The 21839-nt window shown below is 72.5% G+C and carries 16 protein-coding genes and 1 tRNA gene; 7 read left to right on the top strand and 10 right to left on the bottom strand.

Going from position 1 to position 21839, the window contains the following annotated elements; genetic code table 11:
- Positions 1-560: 560 nt before the first annotated feature.
- The 8 genes from HMPREF9058_RS08750 to HMPREF9058_RS08715 form a co-directional block, all read right to left on the bottom strand.
- Positions 561-1814, bottom strand: a complete 1254-nt coding sequence (locus HMPREF9058_RS08750) for a thiopeptide-type bacteriocin biosynthesis protein (RefSeq protein WP_009406781.1) — start codon at positions 1812-1814, stop codon at positions 561-563.
- Entirely contained in the window at positions 1811-4453 is a 2643-nt protein-coding gene (locus HMPREF9058_RS08745; protein ID WP_009406730.1) for a lantibiotic dehydratase, read from the bottom strand. Before HMPREF9058_RS08745 ends, HMPREF9058_RS08750 begins: the two co-directional genes overlap by 4 nt.
- Positions 4450-5685 (bottom strand): PqqD family protein, encoded by a 1236-nt coding sequence (locus tag HMPREF9058_RS08740; RefSeq protein WP_050798032.1) that lies wholly within the window; start codon positions 5683-5685, stop codon positions 4450-4452. The genes HMPREF9058_RS08745 and HMPREF9058_RS08740 overlap by 4 nt, the downstream gene beginning before the upstream one ends.
- A gap of 98 nt (positions 5686-5783) precedes the next feature.
- Complete coding sequence (locus tag HMPREF9058_RS08735) at positions 5784-5987, bottom strand: thiocillin family RiPP (RefSeq protein WP_020992058.1); 204 nt, start codon at positions 5985-5987, stop codon at positions 5784-5786.
- Positions 5988-6195: 208 nt separating this feature from the next.
- Positions 6196-6933: a hypothetical protein gene (locus HMPREF9058_RS08730; protein ID WP_009406863.1), complete on the bottom strand. Its 738-nt coding sequence runs from the start codon at positions 6931-6933 to the stop codon at positions 6196-6198.
- The gene (locus HMPREF9058_RS08725; protein ID WP_009406741.1) at positions 6923-8755 is read right to left on the bottom strand and encodes a bacteriocin biosynthesis protein; all 1833 of its coding nucleotides are present in this window, start codon (positions 8753-8755) and stop codon (positions 6923-6925) included. The genes HMPREF9058_RS08730 and HMPREF9058_RS08725 overlap by 11 nt, the downstream gene beginning before the upstream one ends.
- A gap of 1 nt (position 8756) precedes the next feature.
- Positions 8757-9530 (bottom strand): hypothetical protein, encoded by a 774-nt coding sequence (locus HMPREF9058_RS08720; RefSeq protein WP_009406931.1) that lies wholly within the window; start codon positions 9528-9530, stop codon positions 8757-8759.
- 5 nt (positions 9531-9535) lie between these two features.
- Positions 9536-10948, bottom strand: coding sequence for a YcaO-like family protein (locus HMPREF9058_RS08715; protein ID WP_009406807.1), 1413 nt, complete (start codon positions 10946-10948; stop codon positions 9536-9538).
- Positions 10949-11212: 264 nt separating this feature from the next.
- On the opposite strand from HMPREF9058_RS08715, the gene HMPREF9058_RS08710 reads away from it, so the two are divergent.
- A complete protein-coding gene (locus tag HMPREF9058_RS08710) occupies positions 11213-11938 on the top strand; it encodes a response regulator transcription factor (protein ID WP_009406732.1) in 726 nt (241 codons plus the stop codon).
- A 51-nt stretch (positions 11939-11989) separates the two neighbouring features.
- Here HMPREF9058_RS08710 and HMPREF9058_RS08705 read toward each other — a convergent pair whose 3' ends face one another.
- Entirely contained in the window at positions 11990-12988 is a 999-nt protein-coding gene (locus HMPREF9058_RS08705) for a hypothetical protein (RefSeq protein WP_009406876.1), read from the bottom strand.
- 145 nt (positions 12989-13133) lie between these two features.
- Between HMPREF9058_RS08705 and HMPREF9058_RS08700 the strand changes: the two genes are divergently transcribed.
- From HMPREF9058_RS08700 to HMPREF9058_RS08675, 6 genes are all read left to right on the top strand, one after another.
- On the top strand, positions 13134-13415 hold the full coding sequence (locus HMPREF9058_RS08700; protein WP_009406821.1) for a metal-sensitive transcriptional regulator: 282 nt from the start codon (positions 13134-13136) through the stop codon (positions 13413-13415).
- Positions 13416-13499: 84 nt separating this feature from the next.
- Positions 13500-13769, top strand: coding sequence for a heavy-metal-associated domain-containing protein (locus HMPREF9058_RS08695; protein ID WP_009406768.1), 270 nt, complete (start codon positions 13500-13502; stop codon positions 13767-13769).
- Between the two features lie 110 nt (positions 13770-13879).
- Positions 13880-16594, top strand: coding sequence for a cation-translocating P-type ATPase (locus HMPREF9058_RS08690; RefSeq protein ID WP_009406944.1), 2715 nt, complete (start codon positions 13880-13882; stop codon positions 16592-16594).
- 366 nt (positions 16595-16960) lie between these two features.
- Positions 16961-18337 (top strand): MalY/PatB family protein, encoded by a 1377-nt coding sequence (locus HMPREF9058_RS08685; protein ID WP_009406755.1) that lies wholly within the window; start codon positions 16961-16963, stop codon positions 18335-18337.
- Positions 18338-18465: 128 nt separating this feature from the next.
- On the top strand, positions 18466-19674 hold the full coding sequence (locus tag HMPREF9058_RS08680; protein ID WP_009406757.1) for a PLP-dependent transferase: 1209 nt from the start codon (positions 18466-18468) through the stop codon (positions 19672-19674).
- A gap of 114 nt (positions 19675-19788) precedes the next feature.
- Positions 19789-21633 (top strand): alpha/beta hydrolase, encoded by a 1845-nt coding sequence (locus HMPREF9058_RS08675; RefSeq protein WP_043538029.1) that lies wholly within the window; start codon positions 19789-19791, stop codon positions 21631-21633.
- A gap of 102 nt (positions 21634-21735) precedes the next feature.
- On the opposite strand, the gene HMPREF9058_RS08670 is transcribed toward HMPREF9058_RS08675, so the two are convergent.
- Positions 21736-21811 (bottom strand) — tRNA-Arg (locus tag HMPREF9058_RS08670).
- Between the last annotated feature and the right edge of the window lie 28 nt (positions 21812-21839).

Raw genomic sequence — 21839 nt, 5'->3', positions numbered from 1 at the left:
CGAGGGTCAAGCTCGATCAGAGCCTCAGCCCGACCATCAGACCTGACACCACCCGAACTGCGCAAGGGTCGGGATCCACTGGCAGAGGGTCGGGTGTACTCCACAGGGTCCGGGGATTCGTGCAGTACGCACAACCCCCGACCACTACACCCCCACCCTCGTGCAGTAGGCCGCTCTAAAGTGGACCCTGCTCAGGTCATCGTCGAACCATGACTTCTGAGTCCCCTGCGCGAGCACCTGAAGGGGCCAGGCGGGGACCGGTGGGATTGCCCCCGAGGTGAAAGAACCTGAATGCGCCGCCAAGACCCTGGCGGACCCACTCCCCGCACAGCCACGTGTCCACAGCACTGACATTAGCGCGCCGGCCGTTGAAGTACCCACCGGCGATCGTTGGAACTCCGCGGTTTCTTCTCGGCGAGCGGCGCCGGCACAGGGTTAATGTCAGCACCGTGGACACCTCCAGGCCTTCATCGACACTTTCGGGCCCTTCATCGACAATCAGGGGCCTTCTCATGGACACTTCGGCGCGTTTCGGGGTTCCGGGCCCAGGCGGCGCCCGGCTACCCGACGGCGGCTGAGGGCTGGGCCGGGGGCACGGCGCCCCCGGCCAGGAGCTGGCGGGCGCACAGCCCGGCGATGCACTCCTCGGCCGGGTTGAGGCCGAGCCGGTTGACGTCGATGTGCAGCAGGTCCAGGGCCCGGCGCCCGCCGGTGCCCGCCCCCATGACGCCGATGGCGCGCCCGGCGTCGTCGGCCAGCTCACCCACGGCAGCCGCCGCCTGGCTCCAGGACGGGATCTCATCGAACTGGAACTCGATGACCTCCAGCAGCTGCTGAACGATCGGCCCCAGGGCGCTGCCGTCGCGCAGGTGCGCGGGGAGCCGCGAGCCCCACATCCGCAGGTGGGCGGAGAGCAGCTCGGCCTCGGGCAACGGCGCACTGCGGGCCGCCAGCGCCAGGAACCGCGCCGCCAGGGCCGCCCGCGGCACCGGCCTCGGGATCTGCCAGACCTGGTGGTCCAGGCACCAGCGGCTGGAGACGTAGAAGTGCCGCTCGGCCTCCTCGACGCCGGCCACTCCCCCGTACTTGTCGTACTCGGGGCCGTAGACGCCGAAGGTGATGCCGGGCCGGCTCGCACCGATCCCCCCGGTCATCGGATCGGAGACGAGACGCTCGACCGTGCGTGCCTCGGTGCGCTGGGCCGCGGCCCCCAGCTCGCGCATGCTCGCGTAGGCCTCATCCAGGACGCCCTCGACGGCCTTGAGCCGCAGCCGGATGTGGTGGCCGCGCAGGTCGACGAAGCGCAGGAAGTGCGCCGAGCGGATGTCCCACTGGCCGCGGGCCCGGGTCAGCCACTGGGCGACCTCGGGCAGCAGGGCGTCGGTGTCGTCCCCGCTGGCGCAGTAGATCCGCGCGTACAGCCAGCCGACGCCCTCACGCTGACCGGCCATCGCCGCGCCCCGCTGGCGCGTCGCGCTGTGCTGGGCGCGCAGGTTGCCGAAGTCGGCGGCAGCCATCTCCAGGGGCTGGATCCCCGGGATCGAGCCGCCAGCCTGCGACGTCGCACCCCCCAGGCCGACCATTCCGGCCTGGCCGGCCTGACCGCCCTGACTGGGCTGGCCCATCTGGCCCACCTGGCCCACCTGATCCATCTGGCCACCCTGGCCCACCTGGCTCTCCTGCCCGGTGCGCTCCGCCTGCTCACTGGCCCTCGAGCGCCCCCCGAGCCAGCGCAGCCTGCGGGAGCGGATGAGCCGGCTGGGCTGGTTGCGCTGCTCGCGCCGGCTGAACTGGACGTCGTCGTGCGTGCTCATGCCATGCCTCCCAGGTTCTTGGGCCACTGGAGTCCCACCAGGTACTCGGCCACCGTCGGCTCACCGTCCTGGGTGAGCCCCAGGGCCTCGCCGCGGGCCGGCAGGGCCTCGACGAAGCTGATGTGGGCGGCGCCGGGGTCGATCCAGCCGCGCAGCGCCAGCAGCGACACCGGTGAGGTGAGGTCCACGTAGCGGGGCTTGTGCTGGTCGAAGGTGGCGCCCTGGGAGGGCATGTGCTGGTGGACGAACACCTCCGTGGGTATGCCCCACTGCTTGCGCAGGTCGTCCATGTGCAGCAGGGTCGTGGTCAGGTCGCGGTCCATGAGCGGGGCGATCTGGTGGGCCGGGAAGGTCCAGGACTCGCGGCGGGTCACCAGGCGGCCGGCCACGTTCCGCTCGGAGTGCATCACCTCGTCGGGCAGGGGCCCGCTGAGGTCCCGACGGCGGCTGGTCCAGTGGTCCGCGAACGGGGGCAGCCGGGACCAGGGGTCGCTCAGCAGCACCAGCCAGGACAGGTAGCCGCCCAGGAGGTACTGGGGGGTCAGGCCCAGGTAGGCCAGTCCCACGGGCCCGGCGTCGTCGGCCAGGAACAGGGTGCTCGTGGCCGGGTCGTGGACGAGTCGCAGGGAGCTGAGGGGGACCGCCTCCGGCGCCCCCGGCTCACCGGGCAGCCCCAGCGGCGGCAGGAGCCCGCAGGAGACGGCCTGACCGGTGTTGCACTCGGTGCTGGCCTGGATCTCCAGGACCCTCTCGGTGCCCCAGGAGGTGCGGATCCGTGTGGCCAGGCGCTCCCGGAAGCCGGAGCCCAGGAGCCGGTGGAAGCGGGCCTGGAGGGAGCCGTTGGCGTTGGTGAAGGCGTTGACGACGGTCAGGCCCCCGCCGGCGGCGTAGGTCCGGGCACTGGGGGCCACCGGCTGGAGGAAGGCGCCCAGGTGCCTGGGCGAGCCGGAGAGCCCGCCGGACAGCGCGGCGCGCTCCTCATTGGGACCGGCGGCATAGTCGAGCCCGGCGGCGCGCAGCATCTCCTGATCGCCGTCGGGGGCGTGGGCGATGGTCATGAAGAAGGCCAGCGGGTCCTTGCACACCCCGCCGTTTCCGAACAGGGAGACGAAGCGGGCCACCATGAGGTCGTAGATGTGGGAGCGGGCCACCCAGGGATCGGCGAGCTCGCCCAGGGTCTTGACGTCCTGCTCGAAGGGGGCGTCCTCGAGAGGGTCGACCCAGCTGCGGGTCGACTCGCAGTCCTCGTAGAGGAAGCCGCTAGGGCGCTCGCCGAGCTCGCCGTCGGGGAAGACCCGCTCGGCCAGGCGCACCGTGCGGTTGAGGAGCTCGGCGCGGCCGGGCCCGTCGGCGGCGCCGACGGCGTCGTCGAGCCGGGCCAGCCAGGCCAGGTCCTTGCCCCACTGGCGCTGCTGCTCCGGAGAGAGCGAGGCAGCCAGCAGCGGGAAGGGGTTCTCCCCGCGGTACCAGGGCACGTGCGGCACGATGGCGCCGGAGGCCAGCAGCCGCTCCAGGCGCAGGCGCGGGTCGGCGCCGCCCACGCGCTCGCAGGCGTCGCGCACACTGAGCACGGCGTGCATGCCGCCGCCGGTGAGGGCGTCGTGGGTCTCCTGGAGCCAGCGGGCGGGCTGGATGGTCTCCTGGCGGAAGACCATGCCGTTGCCGTACTCGTGCTCGCCGACGACGGTCAGCGCCTCCGCCTCGACCTCCCGGGAGGGGTACTGGCCGTAGGCGCCGGCCGCGTCCGGGCCGGGAGCCGCGCTGTAGGACCGGCGCACGGGGGCGGGCTCGAGGTAGAGGGCGCCGTCGGCGGCCAGGTCCTGGGCGGTGGCGCTCAGGATGCGGTAGGCCAGGTGGGTGGCCACCATGCGGTGACTGCGCCCGGTGGAGGGCTGGCCCGCCTCATTGACGGTGGTCAGTCCCGAGAAGGGGCTGGTCTTGAGGGCGGCCCGGGTGGCCAGGGTGTAGAGGGTGCGCAGGACGCGGGGGTCCTCGAGCCGACGGCCGCGGGCGGCCAGGGTGGAGACCAGGGCCGGGGCGGCAATCGCCAGGGCCTCCTGGTAGCCGGGCTCGTCGAGGCCGGCCGCCAGCAGCTCGCGGCTGCGGTCCAGGTCGACGTCGACCAGGACGGCCAGGCGGGCTCGGGTCTCCTCCTTGCGGGCCACCAGGGCGTCCCAGCGCTCCAGCAGCGCACGCAGCTCGGAGGGCAGGGCCGCCAGGACCTCCTCGGACAGGTCGGTGGCGCGCCCCTGGAAGACGCAGCGCTTGGCGCGCAGGACCGGGCGGCGCTCGGCCTTGTCCAGGGTGGGGACGATCTCGTAGAGCGGGTCGAGCAGCTGGTCGGCGGCGCCGTCAAGCACCTCGTCGAGCCGGCGCAGGTAGTCCAGGGTGCCGATGACGGCGGCGCTGGTCTCGGGGACGGCCCGCACCGGCAGCCCGCCCAGGCGCACGAGGGTCGGCAGGGCCACGGCGGGCTGGGCCAGGGCCGGGGGCTCCGGCTCCGGTGCCGGTACCGGCGCTGGTACGGCGGAGGTCGGAGCGGATGGGATGGGCTCCCCGGGGGTCACGGCGGATACGGGCTGCGGCTGTGGCTGTTGGGAGGGGGAGGCACCGGCACGAGAGAGAACCGGCTGCGTCATAGGAGGAAACCTTTCAAGAGGGCGTACAGCCAGTAGCCTATCCATACAACGCTCATCACGAAGGCCACCAGTCCGAGAAGAGAGCACGCCAGCCCGTAGATGAAGTAGCCCCAGCGCACCGCGGGCCGCATGACGGCCAGGCCCGGCGGCAGCGGCTGGCGCGTCAGGACGCAGCGCAGCACGAACATGGAGCGCCCGCGCAGGTTGACCGAGCCGGTGGCCGCCTCGACCGCGGCGACGCCGTCGGACTGGGTGAGGGGGTTGAGGTTGGTGACGAGCATGGTGAGCTGGAAGGCGCACAGGGTCAGGGCCACCTGGCGCACCGTTCCCGCCGAGGCCCAGGCGACGGCCGCCTCCAGTCCGCAGACGACGCCGTCGGAGAAGATGCCGGCCAGGGCCAGCATGGTCAGCCCGCTCCGGGAGCGCACCCGGTAGGAGTCGGTGCGGTCGACGTAGGCGATGGGGATCGCCCAGAACATGAGCGCCACCCCCAGTCCGCGGATGGGGGTGCCCAGGTAGCCGGCGACGATGGCGTGCCAGGACTCGTGCAGCAGGATGCTCACCAGCTGGATCGCCACCGCCGTGACGAAGACCAGGACCCCCGGGCGGGGGCCCCCGGCCAGGGAGCTGAGCGCCATGGCCCCGGCCGCATACCCGCAGGCGGCCAGCGCCAGGAAGACCCAGCTGAGCGCGGGGGCCGGCAGGCGCTGGAGCAGGGTGACAACGGGAGCGACGATCCGGTGGTACTTGCGGGCAATGATGATGCGGGGCAGCCACCAGCCCCCGCTGCGGCGGGGCCTCTCGACCTTGAGGTGGCGGGCCCGGCGGGGCTGGGCCGTGTGGCGTCCACGGCTGCGCCTGGTGCGCGCCGGGGCCGCCGAAGCGTCGGGGGCGGCGGGGTCGGCGGGAGCGGGGTCGCCGCCCGCCAGGAGGCCCTTGTCGCGCAGGTTGTCGACCAGGCCCGTGATGCGCTCGGCGCCCGCCTCGTCGATGTCCTGGGGCAGCTCCTCGATGATGGTCGGCAGGGGGCGCACCCCGTCGAACTGGCCCACGATGAAGGCGGCGGCCGCGCCGAGCCGGTGGTACTTGCCCGAGTCGGAGTCGAACAGCATCGGCTGGTTGTCCATCCCGACGATGAGGCTCACCCCGCGGCGCAGGCGCGGGATCGGGTTCGTCGGGCGGCTACCAGGGATCGTCGGCGTTGTCCTCGCCGTACTCATCACCGTGCTCATCGTGGGCTCTTGGCTCCCTCAGGTCGGTTCACGGGGCTCCGGGGTACCACCAGTGGCGGGTAGGGAACCGCGGTCCCCTACCCGCCACCATGGGGTCGTCAGCAGGACGTCGTCGACGCGCTGGCGGCGCAGGCCGGGCACGAGGCCGAGGCCGCGCTGGCCGGGCACGAGGCCGAGGCGGCGCTGGCCGGACAGGACGCGCTGGCGCTACTGAAGGCACAACCCAGGGCGTTGCCCTCGGGCAGCTCCTCGACGCCGAAGTCACTGTCGGCGAGGGTGAGATCAATCGAGCTGTTCGTCATATGCTGTTCACCTCCTTCTCTCAGATGTCTGGTGGGCAGGAGCGGGGCCCCTTTCGGGCCCCGGGGGTCCGGTCTGCCGGGACCGGGCCCCAACCCCGCGAACGGGGTGGTCTGTGGAACTCTGTGACGCGGTATGCAGTTCTGGGTCCGTCTGGCCGGCGGTGGACCAGCGGGTGGGCCGACGGCGCTCGCGGCGGGCGGGCCGGGACTAGCCGGCCGCCTGACTTGGCGGTTCTGTCTGCGGGCTGGCGATGGTGACGGCGAACATCTGGTGGCGGCTGACGCCGTCGGAGTCCAGCAGGTGGCGCACCGCCGAGGTGGCGAAGCCGGCGAAGACCGTTCCCACCAGTCCCCGGGCGGCGGCGCGCAGGTGCAGCGAGTAGATGAGGGCGGCGCTGCGGCTCATGGTGAAGCGGTAGCCGGCGGCCCCGCCCCAGGCGTCGGCCTCATCGAGGTTGGCGGCCACCGAGACGATGGCGCCGGCACGGGCGAACTCCTTCTGCACCGCCATGCCCTCGATCTCCTCGGCCGGCGGCAGGGGGCGAACGAGGTCGACACCGTCGAGCCGCACCCGGTAGATGCCGGGCTCGGCGCCGCGCGGGCGCAGCAGGAGCACGAAGGGCTCCAGGGGGCAGGCCGCCGCGTCCGCTCCCCAGGTGCGTGCGTCGTCGGCCAGGGCGTCACGGACCATGCCCAGGAGGGCCTCGGCCTCGAGCGGCTCGGTGCCGTAGGTGGTCGACGACGAGCGGCGCTCGAAGGTCTCGTGCAGGCTATGGGGGTAGGGGTCCTGGGGGCCGGGGACGAGCGCGTCCGGCAGCCGGCAGTCCAGCGGCGGGCGCGGGCGGCGCTCGGCCAGGCCGTCGGAGGTCGGCTCGGCGGGGCGAGTGTCCGATCCGGCGGAGAAGCCGGAGATGAGCTCACGCAGCGTCTCGAAGTCAGTGCGCACGGCGGCCTCCCAGGTCGACGACGATGCAGGCCGGCTCCCGGGCCGGGTCGGTGCCCAGCGCCCGGGCGATGCGCTGCTCGTCCCAGCGGGCCCGGGCGCGCAGTGGCACCCCCAGGGCCTCGGCGACCAGGCGGAGCACCTCGAAGGAGCAGCCGCAGTCCTGGACCGCGATGCGCAGGGCGAAGGAGAAGTACTTGCGGGCCACCTTGTCCACGTTGCCGGTCAGGACGATCCGGGCGCCGACGCCGTCGGGCGGGAGATCCGGCCCGGCCTCCGCCGCTGCGTCCGTCTCCGCGTCTCCCCCCGAATCCACCGCCGCGGGGGCGGGGCCGATGAGGGCCAGGGCGTGGTCGCGCTCGATGTAGACGTAGGTGCCGGGGGCGAGCCGCTGCCCGGCCGCTCCCGTGACCTCCTGGCCGGCCTGCCCGTGCTCGGGCACGAGCACGTAGGCGGTCACCGAGCCGATGTTGCCGCCGGCGGCCGTCCAGCGACGCAGCTTGTCGCTCAGCGGGGCCGGGGCGACCTCGGCCGACTCCGGGCCGGTGGGCTCGGCGCCGAGCGGCTCGCGCACACCGACCGACAGGGCCAGGATCGTGGCGAGCTCGCTCAGGGTGGGGCGGGCGAGGACGTCGGGCTCGGCGCCGTCGTCGGTGAGCGGGTGCGCGATCGGCCAGGGCTGGTCGAGGCGCTCCAGGTCGGCCGGCGGCAGGGGCGTGCGCGGGCAGACCGGCCAGTCGCGAAACTCGCGCTGGAGGCGCAGGTTGGAGGGCTTGTAGTGCTGCTGGTGGCCCTTGGAGTCGACGAAGGCGGCCGGCGGGATGGCCACGGACTGCTCGTAGCGCGCCCCCACGGGGGCCGAGGGCGCCACCGGCACCGGCTCCTCGCCGGCACCGGCCACCGAGCAGACGGGGCAGCCGGGGCGGGAGACGACCGGGCGGTCGGAGTAGGTGAAGGTGGCCAGGTCGGTGCGCCGCGCGTCCCCGGGCAGGTGGGTGACGGTGGCGCGGGCGATGAGGGCGGCTACGGCCCGGGCGGCCAGGCCGACGATGATGTCGTGGCGGGCTGCCTCGGGGCGAGGGCCGATCTCGGGCTCGTCGGCGCAGGCGCAGGCCAGGCAGGGTGAGAAGGACTCGTCGACGTAAGGGCCGACCGTCACCGCCTCCTGCTCGGCGCGCACCCGCAGCAGCGCGATGCCCTCCTCCCGGCAGCGGCGCGCCAGCTCCTGGGAGCGGGCCGCGGAGTCGGCGGTCTCGACGAGGACGGTGAGGGTGTCCCCGCGGCGGGGGGCGCTGTCGAGCCGCACCTCGGGCAGGGTGGGCTCCAGGGCGGCGACCATCTCTCCGGCCAGCTCGGCGTCCCCCACGATAGCGACCCGGGCGGCGGCCAGGCGGCGGGCGGCATCCTGCCAGGAGTCGTTGACGCCGGTGGAGTCGCCCAGGCGGGAGAGCAGCCGGGCCAGCTCGGGTGCCGGGTCTCCGGGGGCGGGCTCGGTGTCGCCCTCCTCGACGATGCCGCCGGTCCACAGCAGGGAAACGGCCTCGAAGGCGGCCTGGGGGCCGACGCCGGTGACCTCGCCGATCTCCTCGAGGGTGCGGGTGCCGTCGCAGGCCTGGAGCAGGGCGCCCGTGTGCTCGCGGGCGAAGGCCCCACCCAGGACCTGGCTCTTGCGGGCGCCGTCGATGATCCAGCCGGTCTCGTCGGGCCGGGCGCGCAGGCCCAGGCGCACCACCGGCTTGCGAGGGATACGGAACTGCAGGTCGCGACGGGCGGCGCGGCCGACGTCGCCGGCGCGCATGACAGAGCCTGTGGTGTCCCCGGCCATCTCAGGCCACCTCCCCATGCCGCTCGGGCAGGAGGGCCGCGAGCGCGGGCAGGCCGTCACGGCGGCCCTCGTAGCGGCCCGAGCAGGTCTCGCAGCGGTCGACGGCCACGGTCGGCGAGCAGGTAGTGATGCCGGAGACGAGGTCGATGGTCCACACCTGGCCACCGATCGGGGCGACGTCGTCGGCGCCTTCCGGGGCCGGGTCCTGGGGGCCGGGGGCGTCAAGGGTCTGCAGGGCCAGGGAGATGAGGCCGGCGCCCAGGAGCACGTGGTGGTGGGCGTAGGCCTGCTCCAGCGGGCCGTGCTCAGAGACGACCTCCGGGGGCAGGGGGCGGTAGCCGTGCTGGCGGCGGCGCCGGTCGTAGCAGCGGTAGCAGGCGCTGCGGCCGGGGACCACGAGCGGCCCACAGCGCAACTCTGTGGGGAAGAGCTCCAGGCCCAGGGAGGGCATCCCCCGGGTGAAGGACAGGGTGTCGAGGTCCTCGCGCAGGCCGGTCTGGTCGGGGTCGGCGATGAGGACCGCGCGGTCGGCGTAGGGAATGTAGGCGCTGACCAGCCCGTGGTCGACCGGGATGACGACGTCGCTGGGCCCGGCCAGGCGCGTGGCGACGGCGCGCGCGAACCCGCCCTGAGGCAGGTAGGCCGTCACCGGCCCCGTGGGGGCCTGCGGCGCCGGGTGCTGTGCCGGCTGCGCGTCCGGTGCGGGCGGCGTCATGCTCATGTCGGGTCGGGGCTCCTGGGTGTCGGTCAGTGAGGTGGACGGGTATGCGGACATCGGGCTCAGGCGAAGGGCTGGCGGACGGGGTTGATCCCCGCCTCGTCGTGGACGGTCAGGCCCATCGCCCGGGGCGCCCGGTAAAGGCGGGGCGTGGCGAGGTAGCGGGCGTGGTGGCTGAAGGACAGGGGCATGGCCTCGGGGATGAGGGCCTTGATGACGTGCATGCCGACCTGGCGGGCCTCGTCGGTGGTGATGTCGACGACGATGGCCTCGGCGCCGGCCCGCTCCAGGTTGGCGACGACCTGCTCCAGCGGGTCGGGGCCGGCGGCACTGTCGGCACTGCCGCCGGCGCCGTCGGGGCTGTCACCGCTGCCAGCGCCGGGCCTGGACGCCGTGAGGGTGCCGATGTCATCGAGGGCGTGGACGGGCCGCTCCCCCTCCAGGAGGAAGTCGAAGACGTGGCGCATGGACAGCTCGGCGTCAGCCAGGGCGCCACCGACGACGGTGAGGTCCTGCCCCTTGATCTCCTGGGCGCGCGGGCCGCGGGCGTGGCTGCGCAGGGCGATGCGCAGGGAGGCGAGCTCGCGGTAGATCTTGGCCAGCGCCCGCTGCGGGTCGATGTCGCAGGTGGCGGCCACCACCTGAGCCAGCTCGGGGTCGACCTGGGAGGTCTGGACGGCGTAGAGGGTGGGGACGCCGTAGTCGGTGGTGGCGTCGAACAGGTGGGTCTCCAGCTCGGTGGAGGTGCCGACCCGGTGGTACTCGGCGACCTCCTCCCCCAGGGTGGAGGGGTCGACGGCGACCGCGGGCAGGCGCAGGCGCTGGAGCCAGGTCAGGGCAATGGAGTCGCGCTCGATGACCTCGAGCAGGCCGCCCAGGACCGCCTCGCGCAGGTCGGAGTGCGCGGCGGTGCCGGTGGAGATGGGGTTGACGAACTGCTCGGAGGGGGTGCGCACCGGGAAGTTGAGGTACGTCAGCACCGCTGGGACGAAGACCTCACGGCCGCGGGTCAGGGACCAACCGCGCACCCAACGCAGGGGGACGCGGGGGTCTGAGGCGATGAGCCCGCAGTCCGGGTCCGCCAACTCGGTGGCCGAGCACGCCGGCCAGCGCTCCGGTCCGATCGCGGCCTCGCCGAGACCGGCGGGGGTGTCCCACACCAGCTCCTCCTCCGTCCATGAGCAGCTGGAGTAGCGCTCCATCGTCTCCACAATCGCGATGTGTCTGGCGCGATCGGCGTCGATGGCCCCGCCGGCCCCGTCGAAGTTGCCCGCCTCGGCACGGTGATTCCAGGTGCGCTGTGACCTCAGCGCCTCAGAGGGATCACCCAGAAGACCGGTCCAGATCGCGAAGACCGGCTCTCCGGCCGCTTGGGGCAGCTCGGTGGAACGGGAAACCAGGCCGAAGGGAGACTCGAGTAACGCAGCACGAGCCAGTGATGGCGCGACGCCCTCAACGAGCGCAGAGCGATACACGGACCCTCCTTCCTGGGAACGACAGAGGAGGCACACTTGGGGAAGTGCCGTTGGCCATGAGCCTGCCGGAATCCGACGGGGCCTCGCATCGCCCTTTGATCTATTGCTTTCCTCGCCGTTTGGATGGCTCCCTCCACCTTTCGTCGGGGCGCGTCTGAAGGTGTTTACACGGCGATCATCTTTTTTCAGGTAGTTTGTTCACTGTTCCCAGCAGACCGCGCCCCCCACTGATCGCGGACTGCACACATCTGCCCAAGGAGACTCATGTCTTCCCAGATTTCTCCCGATTGTGTCGGCCTGGCCCTGGTCGACGACGACGCGATGGCCCTGGCCCATCTGGAGTCCTATTTCTCCGACGTCGAGGACTTCACGATCCTCACCGCAACGCGCTCACCTCGCGCCGTCCTGCGATTTGTGCAGTCCCATCAGGTCGACGTCCTCATCACCGATGTCCACATGGAGCACATGGACGGCGTGGAGATGACCCGGGAGGTGCTCCGCCTCTCGCCGTCGACCCGGGTCATTCTGCTGACCACGGTGGACACCGACGAGGACCTCCTGCAGGGCCTAGGAGCCGGAGCCAGCGGCTTCCTGCTCAAGAGCGCGCCGGCTGAGGAGATCATCGCGGCGGTGCGCACGGTCCACTCCGGGGCGAAGGTCGTGGCCCCGACACCGACGACGCGCCTGATCGACTACGCCCTGGCCTCCGTGCGCGGCGCGGACGGCAGCGTCCACCTCTCTCAACGGGAGCGCGACGTGCTCCGCCTCCTGTGCGAGGGGGCCTCGAACCGCAAGATCGCCTCCCTGCTGGCGATCGCCGAGGCGACGGTCAAGTCCCACATCACCGGCCTGTTCCATAAGACCGGGACGGTCTCACGCCTGGAGATCGTGGTGTGGGCCTTCAAGCACGGCTACGCCTCCAACAGCCCCATCACCATCCCGGCCGCCGGCGCCCCGAGCGGCTCGACCCCGGGCTCCGCCGCGCCCTGAGGCGCGCCCACCCCTGGGGCCGCACCCCCGCCCCCTTGACCCCCTTTCGTCTCAGCCGTTGAGGGCCCGGATGACGATGAACAGCAGGACGAAGAGGATCCAGCCAATGATCTTGACCGGGCTCGTGCTGGACGGCGACGACGGGGCCGACCTCCTGGCGCTGCGCGAGGAGGCCGGGGCGTTGTAGCGCCCGCCCCCGAAGGAGGCGCCAGGGATCCCCGGCGCACCGGAGGGCGGCGGAGGTGCGGACGGCAGGCCGCCGGCGGGCGCTCCTCCCACGGCCCAGGGGTCGGCCTCCACCCGGCCCGGGGCGGCTCCGACGGGCCCGGCAATCCCGACCGGCCCGGCGAACCCCGGCACCGGGTAGGGCGCCGCGGGCGCGAAACGTCCGGGCGGCATCGGGGCCGGGGGCGCAGGCATCGTCACCGCCGGCCGCTGCGGAGGCGGGGCGGGGGCCTGCGTGACCCGGGCCGCAGCCGTACGCGAGGCAGTGCGGTCCGGAGCGGTACGGGCGGAAGCGGTGTGCGGCCTGGCCGTACGCCGGCTCGACGGCGCCCGCCGCCCTCCCCTGTCGTTGCGAGCGGCCGCACCGGTGGGCTCGGCGGGATCGGCGTCGGTGGATTGGTGGCCCGAGCCGTCATCGTCGAAGAGCGGTGAGCCCATGAGCGGGTCACCCAGGACGGAGCCGAAGGGCTCATCACCCAGGCCGATGTCGGAGGGCTCCCAGCCCGTGGGCGCCAGCGACACGGCATCATCCGCGTCGTCGGCGCCGCCAGAGCCGCCCGCCCGAGCCGCTGCGGCCTCAGGACCGCGGCGCCCGGAGCCGGCGGAGGCACCCCCCATACGGCTCACCCAGGCGCGCAGCTCCGGGGAGCAGCCCGGATTGTCCGCGATGACGCCGCGCAGGTCGGGTCGGTTGCCGGCCAGCACCATGAGGCGCCCAGCGCCCGCCCTGGGGTCCCGGGCGAGCTGGAGATCGGGGTCATCTGGCATCCGGGGCACCGCGTCGGAGTCAGCGGGGCCGGGGGAGACAGGGGCAACAGCGGTCATGGCACGAGCATCCCACGTCCCCTGACGCCATGTCCCGGATCCGCGCCCATCCGACCGGTCGCGCCAACGATATACCCCTCCGGGGTATTTGACACCCCTACCCCCTAGGGGTATGGTCGGTGACGACCGAGACAACGGAGGAGAGATGGCCGGCTACACCGGATCCAAGGAGGACTACCTCAAGCGCCTGCGCCGCATCGAGGGGCAGGTGCGGGGGATCTCCCGCATGGTTGAGGAGGACGTCTACTGCATCGACGTCCTCACCCAGATCTCCGCCGCCACCAAGGCCCTTCAGGCCGTCAGCCTCGGCCTGCTGGAGGACCACATGAGCCACTGCGTCCTGCACGCCGCCCAGGCGGGTGACGAGGAGGGCACCGCCAAGATCCGCGAGGCCTCCGACGCGATCGCCCGGCTCGTGCGGTCCTGAGCGCCACGGTCCGCTCCACGGCGGACCATCTGGTTTCCGATCCGATCCACCCATTTTCCGCACACGCCTCCCAAGGAGTGAGAGATGACTGAGTTCACCGCCGACGGTATCGACCGCACCACCACCCTCAAGGTCTCCGGACTCACCTGCGGCCACTGCGTCGCCCACGTCACCGAGGAGCTCGAGGCGCTCGACGGCGTCAAGGACGTCTCCGTCCTGCTCAACAAGGGCGGGCAGTCCACCGTCACCGTGCTCTCCGATATCCGCCTCGACGACGCCGCCCTGGCCGAGGCCATCGACGAGGCCGGGGACTACACCCTCGACGCCGTCGAGCGCGACGACCGCGAGCGCTGAGCCCGGGAGAGTCCCCGTCGACGCCCGAGACCCGGGTGCCGACGGGCGGCAGCGGACGCCAGCAGACAGCACCGGACGGCACTGGACGACAACGGACACAGGAGGCTCCCATGAGTACGACCAGCCAGGAACTCGACGGGCAGCTGCGCACCGTCAACCTCTCCATCGGGGGCATGACCTGCGCCAGCTGCGTGGCCCGGGTGGAGAAGAAGCTGAACAAGCTCGACGGCGTGAGCGCCTCGGTCAACCTCGCCACCGAGTCGGCCCGCATCACCGCCCCGAGCGCGGTGAGCGTCGATGACCTCCTGGCCACGGTCGCCCGCGCCGGCTATACCGGCGCCCTGCTGGACACCGCCTCACCAGATGAGTCGGCGCAATCGGAGACGGCGCCGGCCGGGGAGCCTGAGTCAACGACGTCGGCGGCACCGGCGTCGGGACCGTCCGTTCCCGGTTCGGCCGGGGGTGGACGCGGCGCCAAGGGCACAGGCGGCCTCGCGACGCTGTCCATGGCCGCGACACCGGCCATGCGCCCCGGCGCCCTCGCCGGCACGAACGGCCCCGCCGGCACCTCCCCCCGCTCCGCCTCCGGGAGCGGGGCAAAGTCCCTGGGCGCCTCGCATATGGAGCGGGCCGCCGACCTGCGGCTGCGGCTCATCTACTGCCTCATCCTGTCAGTGCCGATCATGGCGATCTCCATGGTGCCGGCCCTCCAGCTGCCGGGCTGGCAGTGGACGGTGGCGCTCATGGCGCTGCCGGTGGCGGTCTGGGGGGCCTGGCCCTTCCACAAGGCGGCCTTCCGGGCGCTGCGCCACGGGGCCTTCACCATGGACACGCTCGTGTCCCTCGGGGTGATCGCCGCGACCGGCTGGAGCCTGTGGGCGCTGGTGCTCGGCGGGGCCGGACACATCGGCATGCGGATGAGCATGGAGCTGCTGCCCCGCTCCCAGGGGCATGCCGCCCACATGTACTTCGAGTCGGCCGCCTGGGTGACCACCTTCCTCCTGGCGGGCCGCTACGCGGAGGCGCGCGCCAAGTACCGTTCCGGCGACGCCCTGCGCGCCCTGCTGGAGCTGGGCGCCAAGGAGGTGACCCGGGTCGTCCTCACCTCGCCGTCGGGTAGCCGCGACGCCGTCGACGTCCTGGACGAGGACGGCTCGCCGCGCGCGGAGGCCACCCGCACCGAGGAGCGCATCAGTATTGAGGACCTGGCGGCCGGGGATCTGTTCCTCGTGCGGCCGGGTGAGAAGGTGGCCGCCGACGGCGTCGTCGTCGAGGGCCGCTCGGCCGTGGACGCCTCACTGCTCACCGGGGAGTCCGTACCCACCGAGGTCGAGGCCGGACAGACCGTCACCGGGGCGACCGTCAACACCTCCGGCGTCCTGCTGGTGCGGGCCACGGCCGTGGGCGAGGGGACGACGCTGGCGCGGATCGGCCGGATGGTGACGGCCGCGCAGGCGGGCAAGGCCCCCGTCCAGCGCCTGGCGGACCGGATCTCGGGGGTGTTCGTGCCCATCGTCCTGGCGCTGTCCGCCGCGACCCTGGCGGGGTGGCTGCTCACCGGGCACAGCCCGCAGGCGGCCTTCACCGCGGCGGTGGCCGTGCTCGTCATCGCCTGCCCCTGCGCGCTGGGGCTGGCCACGCCGACGGCGCTGCTGGTCGGTTCGGGCCGGGCCGCCCAGCTGGGCGTGGTCATCAAGGGCCCGGAGGTGCTGGAGTCGACGCGGGCGCTGGACACGATGGTCATGGACAAGACCGGCACGGTCACCCAGGGGCGCATGAGCCTGGACGTCGAGGCCTGCCGGGAAGTGGGCGCCGGAGCAGACACCGCTGCGGGCCTAGCCCCGCTCGGGGAGGAGGCGCTGCGCCTGGCGGGGGCGGTCGAGTCCGCCTCGGAGCACCCGGTGGCCACAGCCATCACGGCGGCCGCCCGCGAGCGATTGGGCGACCTGCCGACGCCGGCTGACTTCTCCAACCACGAGGGCCGGGGCGTCTCCGCCACCGTGGAGGGGCGCCGGGTCGCGGTGGGTCGGCCGGGCTGGCTCGCCGGCGAGATGGGCGCCGAGGTCCCCGAGGCGGTGCGCTCCGCCGTGGAGGAGGCCCAGGACTCCGGGGCGACCGCCGTCGTCCTGGCCGTGGGCGGGGCCGGTGAGGCCGCGAACGTTGAGACCGGGGCGCCTGACGGGGCCGCCGCGGACAGCACCGCTGATGCCTCCGCCGACGCCGGCGCGACGGCCCCCGATACGCAGCCACTGAAGGCCATGGCGGTTCTCGTGGTGCGGGACACGGTGCGGCCCTCCTCGCGGGAGGCGGTGGCGGCACTGCGCGAGCTGGGGATCCGGCCGGTGCTGCTGACCGGGGACAACACCCGGGCCGCCGAGCACGTGGCGGCCCAGGTGGGGATCGAGGCCGCCGACGTGCGCGCCGAGGTGCTGCCCGCCGACAAGCGCGACGTCGTCGCCGACCTGCAGGCCCAGGGCGCGGTGGTCGGCATGGTGGGCGACGGGGTCAACGACGCCGCCGCCCTGGCTCAGGCCGGCACGCAGGGCCTGGGCTTCGCCATGGGCTCGGGGGCGGACGTGGCCATTGAGGCCGCCGACATCACCCTGGTGCGCACGGACCTGGATGCGGCGGTGGCGGCGGTGCGGGTGTCGCGGGCGACCCTGCGGATCATCCGTCAGAACCTGTTCTGGGCCTTCGCCTACAACGTGGCCGCGATCCCGCTGGCGGCCGCCGGGCTGCTCAACCCGATGATCGCGGGGGCCGCCATGGCCGCCTCCAGCGTCATCGTGGTCACCAACTCCCTGCGTCTGCGCCGCGCCGGCTGATCGGTGGCCGGTGGCGGGGGCAACGCGTCGCCGGGTGGCGCCGGCGGCGGCGCTCCCGCTATGCTCACAGCCATGACGACTCTTTCGCCCCAGGCCCGCACGATGATGGTGCGCACCCTTGGCGAGGGTCGAATGTGCATGCGCTGACAGCGCCAGCCGTCGCTGTCTGACACATAACGGTGAGAGTCCGAGCCGCCTGAGACCGGCTCGTCGCACTCCGCGGAGGCCCGCCGCCCCCGTGTTCATCCCTCCAGTCACCCGCCACCTCGGCCGGCCCGCGCGCCGGCCACCCCTGAGCCCGACGCCGCAGCAGCTCCTTGCGCTCGCGCGTCACCGCCGCCAGGGCACCCGAGAGGACCTCCTGTCATGCACACCCGCCTCACCCCCGTCTCCAGCTCCGCCGACTCCACTGACTCCGCCTGTCCGGCCCGCCCCGACCTCACAGCCCCCCACGCGCCGACCGCCTCCTCCCCCGCGGCCACTTTCTTCACCACCCCCGCCGTCGACCCGGCCGTCTTCGACGCGGTCCCCGACCGCCGCGGCACGGCCAGCCTCAAGTGGGACTCCGCCGTCAAGCGCGGCCGCCCCGAGGACGTCCTGCCCCTGTGGGTGGCAGACATGGACCACGCCACCGCGCCGGCGGTCACCAGCGCCCTGCTGTGGCGCACCCGCCACGGCATCTTCGGCTACTCCGAGCCCGACGAGGCCTATCGGACGGCCCTGACCGGCTGGTTCTCCCGACGCTACGGCTGGCAGGTGGAGGCCGAGTGGAACACCGTGACCCCGGGCGTCGTACCGGCTCTGGCCCTGGCGGTACGGGCCCTGACCGCACCGGGTGAGACGGTCCTCATCGAGGAGCCCGTCTACTACCCCTTCCGCGACGTCGTCGAGGTCAACGAACGCACCGTGGCCGCCGTCCCCCTCGTGCGTGACGCCGACGGCGTCTACCGCCGAGACCTGGCCGCCCTGGAGGAGACCATCGAGGCGACCGGTGCGCGCCTGCTACTCCTGTGCAACCCGCACAACCCGGTCGGTCGGGTCTGGAGCCGGGAGGAGCTCGCAGCCCTGGAGGAGGTCACGGCCCGCCACGGCGTCGTCGTCGTGGCCGATGAGATTCACGCGGACCTGGCCCTGCCGGGTTTCGCGACGACGCCCTTCGCCTCCCTGAGCGAGGCGGCCGCCGCCCACACGATCACCTGCACCTCGCCGTCGAAGTCCTTCAACCTCGCCGGTCTGCAGGTCGCCAACATCCTCATCTCCGATGCCCACCTGCGCAGAGCCTTCCGCCGCGAGCTGGCCACCACCGGCTACTCCCAGCCCAATACCCTGGGCCTGACGGCCTGCCGAGCCGCCTACGAGAGCGGGGACGCCTGGCTGGACGCCCTGCGCGAGCACATCGCGGCCGCCCGGGCCCATGTCGAGGCGCGCCTGGAGCGGATCGAGGGGATCGAGGCCGCCCCCTGCGAGGGCACCTACCTGCTGTGGCTGGACTGCTCGGGATTCCTGAAGGCCGCCGGGCTCAAGCCCGAGCAGCTCGACGAGGTCATGCTCAACGAGGCCGGGCTCTGGCTCGACGACGGCCGGATCTTCGGGGCCGGCGGCGAGGGCTTCACCCGCATCAACGTCGCCTGCCCCCGCGCCACCCTCGACGCCGCCCTGGACCGGTTGGAGACGGCCGTCGCCGCCGTGACCGCCCGCGCCGCCGAACGGGCCGGGCAGAGCCCCGCCGCCCTGTCCGCCTGAGCCGGCTCGCCCGGACCGCACCAAGGGTGCCGTCCCACAGGCGTCCAGTCACCGGTCACCGGCCGCGCCGCCGTCGACCGTCAGTCATCATGTCTTCCCGCCGCCCCGCCCATGAGGAGAAACCGCTCATGACCAGTCCGTCCGCGCCCCAGCCCACTGCTCAGACCGAGTGTTCCCAGCCGCCGGCCGCCCGCACCTTCCCCGTCCACCACCACCCGACGTCGTCGGCCCCGGACCCGCAGCTCCGCCTGGAGACGCTGCTGGTGCGCTCGGGCACCGGGACCGACCCGGCCACGGGGGCTATCACGACGCCGATCCACCTGTCGACCGCCTACGGCCACCCGGGCCTGGGCGAGTCGACGGGATACGACTACACGCGCACGGCCAGCCCCACCCGCGACGTCCTCCAGGACGCCCTGGCCCGCCTGGAGGGCGGGACGGCGGCCTTCGCCCTGTCCTCGGGGATGGCGGCCCTGGAGCTGGTGACCCGCACGCTGGCGCCGCACGGCAGCCGGATCGTGGCGCTGCGGGACCTGTACGGCGGCTCCTTCCGCTTCCTGGAGGTCCTGGCCGAGGAGGGGGCGGCGCGCGTCGACTTCGTCCTGGGCCTGGAGGGGCTGCGCGGCGCCCTGGCCGACCCGGCCGACCTGGTCATCATCGAGACCCCCACGAACCCGATGATGGAGGAGATCTCCATCCCTGAGGCGGCCGAGCTGGCCCACGCCGCCGGGGCGAGGCTGGTGGTGGACAACACCTTCTACACCCCGGTGGTGCAGCGGCCCCTGGAGCTGGGGGCCGACGTCGTCGTCCACTCGGGCACGAAGTACCTGGGCGGGCACAACGACGTCATGGCGGGTGTGGCCGTGGTGGCCGACGACGCCCTGGCCGAGCGACTGAACTACCGGCTCAACACGACCGGGGCGACACTGGGGCCCTTCGACTGCTTCCTGCTGCTGCGCGGCCTCAAGACCCTGGCGCTGCGCATGGAGCGTCACGAGGCCAACGCCACCGCGATTGCACAGTTCCTGCGCTCGAGCCCCTACGTGACGCGGGTGCTCTACCCGGGGCACTCGGGCATGGTGAGCTTCGATCTGGCCGAGTCCGTGGACGTGGCCCGCTTCCTGGCCTCGGTGCGGGTGTTCACCTTCGCCGAGTCCCTGGGTGGCGTGGAGTCGCTGGTGACGTGCCCGTCGGTGCAGACGCACGCGGACGTGCCCGTCGAGGTGCGCGCCTCCTACGGGCTGACCGACCGGCTCATGCGCCTGAGCGTCGGCATCGAGCACGTCGACGACCTCATCGCGGACCTGGCCCAGGCCTTCGAGGCCGCCCACACCTGAGCGCAGGCTGAGCCGGAGCACCGAGAGCGGAGGGTGCAGGGTCGGGCTACCCCGACATCAATCAACCAGTCCTCCGTATGGTTCATATTCGACGAAGACATGAGAATCGTGGGCATGAGACACCCACGAACATCCCCGCCATCGCGCGCCGCCTCACGCCTGACCGTCCTCACCCTGCTCGGTACGCTCACCGCCTGCAGCATGCTCGCCACGAGTGTCGCAGCCGTCGCGAGCCCGACCGCACAGGACTCCCAGCCGACCGGCGTCGTCCTGGACAACAGCACGAATGCCGCCAGCACCAGCCCGTCTCAGACCACCGGCAGCAACAGCTCCAACGGTTCCTCGAAGGGCTCCGGGGGCTCCACCGGGTCCACCGGGGCGAAGATCCCCAAGGGGCTGGAGTCCTTCTACCATCAGAAACTCACCTGGACCGACTGCCCCGACGGCACCACCGGAACCGCCTTCCAGTGCGCCACCGTGACCGTCCCCCTGGACTACGACCACCCACAGGGGAAGACCATCACGGTGGCCCTCAAGAAGCTGCCCTCGACCAGCCCCTCCCCTCGGGGATCGGTGTTCCTCAACCCCGGAGGCCCCGGGGGAAGCGGCATCTCCCTCATCAATGCCCAGGCCGGGCTCTACAAGACCGGCGACCTGTCGGGGGTCCTGGCGAACTATGACGTCATCGGCTTCGACCCGCGCGGCATTGGCCAGTCCACCCCCATCACCTGCTGGTCCCCCGAGGACGTTCAGGCGATTGTGGACGGGCGGGCCGAGGCACCCTCCCAGCTGACAACGGGCAGCGCCGGCGACATCGTCGCGAAGGGCTCACGCGATGCCGCGACCTGCCAGAAGTACACGGAGGTCCCCGAGATCCTGGACCATATGGACACCCGTTCGGTGGCCCGCGACATGGATGTCATGCGTGCCCTGGTCGGAGACCAGGACCTCAACTACCTCGGGTACTCCTACGGCACCTACCTGGGAGCCGTGTACACCGAGCTCTTCCCGGACAACGTCGGGCGCGTCGTCCTGGACAGCGCCATGGACCCCACCCTGTCCCGGCAGGGGTCCTTCGAGGGCGATGCGGCAGCCGAGGAGCAGACGCTGCGCACCTACATCGAGTCTCAGCAGGGTCAGGCCGGATTCCCCCTGAACGGCCCGACCGATGAGGCCGTCACCCGGCTCGCCACCTTCCTCGACGGCCTGGACGCCAATCCGCTGACCGTCTCCGACGGCGCAGACTCCCTGAACCGGGCCGAGGCCACCAATGCGATCAAGGAGCTCGTCGTCGCCTCACCCGACAAGTGGCCGCTGCTCAACGAGGGACTGGCCCAGGCCATGAACGCGCACGACGGCACCGCTCTGATGAAGAATGCCGGGTTCCTCCCGGGCGAGGGAGGGCCGACGGCGACCGAGACACAGATTGTCGAGCATCTTCAGACCGTGTACGGCTTCGCGGCCAACCGGTGCCTCGACTTCCCCGACACCGGGAACCAGGCGAGCTGGGATGCGGCACTGGCCTCCTACCGCCGCGACTACCCGGTCTTCCACAGCCTGGTGCCCCAGCACAACGCCTACTGTCACGGCTGGGGGCACACCGGTAAGACCGAGCCCGTCGACGTCGACGTCGACGCCACGAACCCGGTGCTCGTCGTCGGCATCCTGCACGACCCGGCCACCCCCTACCCGTGGTCCAAGGCGCTGGTGTCGAGGCTCCGCAACAGTCACCTGCTGAGCGTCGACATGTACGGCCACGGCGCTACCGGCTTCAATGCCTGCGCGACCGCGAAGGTGAATGACTACTTCATCAAGGGAGCGCTTCCCTCCGACGGCGAGGTCTGCGCGGCGAACCCGGAGCCCCGGGCCGAAGAGCGGGCTCCGGCTGGAGTTGGGACGCCAGCAGGAGTGGCAACACTGGCCGGAGTGGCTCGTCCGGTCGGATCGAAGGCCGGCTGACGGGGTGCGTCAGTAGCGGCTGAGTGAGCCACACCGTCGGGGCCGGGGAGTGCAGACATGGAAAACACCCCGGCTCCGACTGTTCAGCCGATGACGGGGTGTTGGTGCGCCCGAAGGGATTCGAACCCCCAACCTTCTGATCCGTAGTCAGATGCTCTATCCGTTGAGCTACAGGCGCATGTCGTTGCCGACGGGAAGAACATTAC

The organism is Actinomyces sp. oral taxon 175 str. F0384, assembly GCF_000223355.1.
In the GTDB taxonomy this organism is placed as follows: Bacteria; Actinomycetota; Actinomycetes; order Actinomycetales; family Actinomycetaceae; genus Actinomyces; species Actinomyces oris.
The sequence above is the reverse complement of the archived record's forward strand: the minus strand, read 5'-3'. Positions and strand labels throughout refer to the sequence as shown.